This window comes from Thermoanaerobaculia bacterium (assembly GCA_018057705.1).
GTDB lineage: Bacteria > Acidobacteriota > Thermoanaerobaculia > Multivoradales > JAGPDF01 > JAGPDF01.
In genome coordinates, this window is record JAGPDF010000167.1 from 1 (window position 1) to 3,425 (window position 3,425).

3 protein-coding genes are annotated in these 3,425 nt (G+C 67.3%); 1 reads left to right on the top strand and 2 read right to left on the bottom strand.

The window, feature by feature from the left end:
* Window positions 1-279: 279 nt before the first annotated feature.
* On the bottom strand, window positions 280-1,482 hold the full coding sequence (locus KBI44_21700; GenBank protein MBP9147102.1) for a hypothetical protein: 1,203 nt from the start codon (window positions 1,480-1,482) through the stop codon (window positions 280-282).
* A 154-nt stretch (window positions 1,483-1,636) separates the two neighbouring features.
* The gene (locus KBI44_21705; GenBank protein MBP9147103.1) at window positions 1,637-2,938 is read right to left on the bottom strand and encodes a hypothetical protein; all 1,302 of its coding nucleotides are present in this window, start codon (window positions 2,936-2,938) and stop codon (window positions 1,637-1,639) included.
* Between the two features lie 277 nt (window positions 2,939-3,215).
* Between KBI44_21705 and KBI44_21710 the strand changes: the two genes are divergently transcribed.
* A partial coding sequence (locus KBI44_21710; protein MBP9147104.1) for an amidohydrolase occupies window positions 3,216-3,425 on the top strand: 210 nt, incomplete at its 3' end.

Below are 3,425 nucleotides of genomic sequence, written 5' to 3' on the forward strand. Positions count from 1 at the left end.
GGAGCGGACAACGACGAGGTCCTGACCTTCGCGACCGTCCACTACGCGCTCGCCGGAGTCAGCCTGCACTTCTGACCCGCGCCGCGAAGGTCAGCCGCCGGGAATCACCTGGCACCTCGCCCCAGGCTTGAAACACCGAAAGTGCGAAGAACGCGCTGGTGCCTCCAGGAGGGCAGCTGCGTCTCTCGGCGCTGATCTGAAAATCTCTGAAAATCGGATGGCACCTGTGTTGGGGCCGAACCGATTTGCGTCTTTCACAGGCGTGGCAAGAAGGCTACGCTACGGAACGACCAGCGACCAGGCAGCAGTCGTCTCGGTTTCGAAGCCGTCGACGAAGATCAGGCTGCGGGAGCCCACGAGTCGGAACGGCATATCCTGCGCGACGTCGGGTTCGGAGTTTGGATTGCCGATGTCGAGGAGGTCCTGCCAACCGGAGCTCGTAAGGAACTGCCTGCCGTTCCATTCCGGGATGGTGCGAAATCCGGCGAGGGTCACCGGTGGCGCGAAGTTCCCGGTCGTCGCACCGGTATCGATCTGAAAGTCGACCCAGTAGGTTCCGGGCGTCAGGACGGCGGGCGCCTCCAGGGTGATCGTGTTCTCCCAGATGCGACGTGCCAGTCCTGGAACCGTGTTCAAGGGGGGGCCGCTGTTCGCGATGCGGTAAAGCAGCACATCCACCGACGTGAACGGCAGGGAGGTCGGATTCCCCGCCACGACCGCCGCACCCGGGTCGCCCGGTCTGCCGTTCCAGATCTGGACATTCGCGTCCACCACGGGGCTGGGTACACCGGCATAGCCAGTCTGATACGCGTAGGCAATGACCTTGGTGACGGTGAACGTGTCCCCGGCCGGAACGATGAAATCGTCCGCACAGCGGTTGTTCGTAGTGGTGCCGATCCTCTGACAGCCAAAACCGGTCGTCGTATTCGTCGCGGTGGTCGAGCCGAGATCGTTGGAGACTTCGCTCCATTGCGTTCCCGCCGGCGCGGCAACTCCGCTCCTCGAAGTGGCGCCGGTCGCGAGCGGACCGTTGGCATAGATGACCGGACAGTTCGTGCACTGCACGGTGGTCACGCGGCAGGCGGACTCCGTCCCGCAGGCGGGGCCGGTGGCCCAGTGAGCGAAGAGGGTCCCGGTAAAGGTGTTGGCGAAGGTCAGCGGGGTGGTGCCGAAGGCGAGCACGGGACCGTCGGGGGTGCCGCTGTGGATGGTGATGAAATCGGTGGCGACGCTGCTGGTGAATTGCAGCGCCTGGCCGCTGACTGCGCCGGTGATCGTCGAGTAGTCCCCGGCAAAGGAGCAGGTGGTGATGGTGACCACTGCACCGTTGGGATCGATCGTCGACGAGCCGAACCCGAACGTGAAGGTGCACTGCGCGAGGGCCGGCGTCGTGGCACTGGCGAGGTCGAGCGCGGCGAGAGCGCTCCAGAAGACGAGCGGTCTGGCGACAGGCTGACGGTTCCCGACAGCGGAGTTCTTCATGGTGTATTGGCCCTCTCTTTTCGTCAGCCTAGCACCCCGTGCCTTGCTCGCAGGGCAACCTGCCAAACAGGTCGAGGACTCTGCTGACAAAGTGGCATGAGGGACCTGAGGGCCCTGCCAGCCGATAGCGCGCCGCTGGCTTGCCGTGCTGATCTCAGGGCACCGCGGAGGTCCAGCGGCTGGTGTCGCCGGTGATCTCGAAACCGTCCCAGAAGATCGTGATGACGTTCGAAAGGCAGTAGAGCCGGTAGTTGACGTTGCACGAGGTCGAGCCTTGCTGGGACCAGAGCGACGGCAGCGGGCCATCGGCGGCGTCACCACGGGCGCCGCTGGACGAACCGCTGCTGTCGGTCCAGTCGTCGCAGGTCTGCGGCGCCGCGGTACCGTCGGCATCGGTGCCGGTCCAGACGCCGCAGGCGAGAAAGTTCGAGCAGTCGTCAGTCAAGTACGCGCCCGACTCGAACTGGTGCAGGCTGGTGTCGAGGGTCGAGTCCACGAGGTCGGCCAGGTTGTTGGCGATCGTGAAGGCGTCGATGCGCTTCCACGGCCCGTCGATCGCGAGCCGATCGCCGGCGTGGACGACCGGGCTCGATGTCGACAGCCAAGCGACGAAACTCTCCGGTGCCGGCAGGAATGCCTCCGCAGCGAGCGTCCGGCAGATGGCGTCTCCACCCGCGAGCCCGACCGCGCCCCCCGCCTGCGGCCAGTCGGCGAGCTTCCCCTGCCCCTCCGCCGAACTGAGAAACGCGAGCGCCGCGGGGGTCCAGCCGAGACGCGTTTCGTCGCCCACTCCGGGCTCGGCGCACAGCAGGCGATGCGCGCCGGCACAGGCGACCTCGTCGGACCGGCTCCACAGCCCGGCGGTCGCGAGACCATCTCCCACTGTGCCCTCGTGCAACCCCGGCGTGTCGTTGGTCCAGCCACTGCAATCGACCCCTGTCCAGACGCCGGAGGCATCGCTTCCGGTCCAATAGAAGCGGTCGACGGTGGGCAGCGCATCGAAGTTCTCGTCGCGCGAGACCGGGCGGTAGAGCTCGCCGCCATCCACCAGTTCGTCCAAAGTGCCGGAGAAGTTCGTCGCGCCGTTCGAGAGAAACCATGGGCCCGCACCGGGCAAGCTCGCACCGTTGCATTCGGTCGCCCTCTTCCCGGAGAGCCCCTGCACGTGACAGTAGGCATCCGTCGTCGAGGTCGAGAGCCACGCCCGATAGGTCGAGGCATTCGGCAGCGGTGTCGGCGATACCGCGGCGGCGCGCGCCCGACAGATCGCATCCGCCCGGGCGAAAGCCGTCGCCCCGGAAGCGCCCGGCCAGGTCGAGAGGTCGCCCGTCCCCTCGTCGGAGGTCGCGAACGCCCGCCGCTTGACCGCACTCGCCGGCGCCGCCGACCAGAGAATCGCCACCGCCGCGACAGCGGCGATCCGCCCCATCCCGCCCAGCCGCCCGCTCCGAAGCATCGTCCCCTCCCCGTTCGCAGATCCCTGCTTCCTGGAGGTGCGCAAAGGCAAGGGCGGCGGGGCCACGAGAACATTGGATCCCCACCGACGGCCGCTCAGTTGGGGACTGGCTCCCTTACCAGACGTCCGCCCCACGCAAGCCACTGCCGCTCCAGGAAGGGTGCCTGTACCCGACGTGCGCCTTGGCCGCGAAAGTAGGGCTCGTCCCGCTCGTCGCCGACTGATACCCTTCCGCGATCCTCAGCCCGGCCGGCAGCACGAAACGGAGATCGATCCCATGTTCAGGGTCTGCAACCGCACCCGTTCTTCTTCGCTCACCCTGCTCGTCCTGGCCTTCGCCGCCATGGCACCTCCCGCCCTCGCCCAGGAACCCTCCACGGATCCGCGGCCTGCCCCGCCGCGCGCCGAGGGCGAAGGCCCCTTCGAGCGCCTCGTCATCCGCAATGCGACGGTCATCGATGGCACCGGCGCTCCCGCCGGCGGCCCC

What these genes read in the sequence shown, in the direction of transcription:
- KBI44_21700 (MBP9147102.1), bottom strand. Translation starts at nt 1,482, where the DNA reads ATGAAGAACTCCGCTGTCGGGAACCGTCAGCCTGTCGCCAGACCGCTC.
- KBI44_21705 (MBP9147103.1), bottom strand. Translation starts at nt 2,938, where the DNA reads ATGCTTCGGAGCGGGCGGCTGGGCGGGATGGGGCGGATCGCCGCTGTC.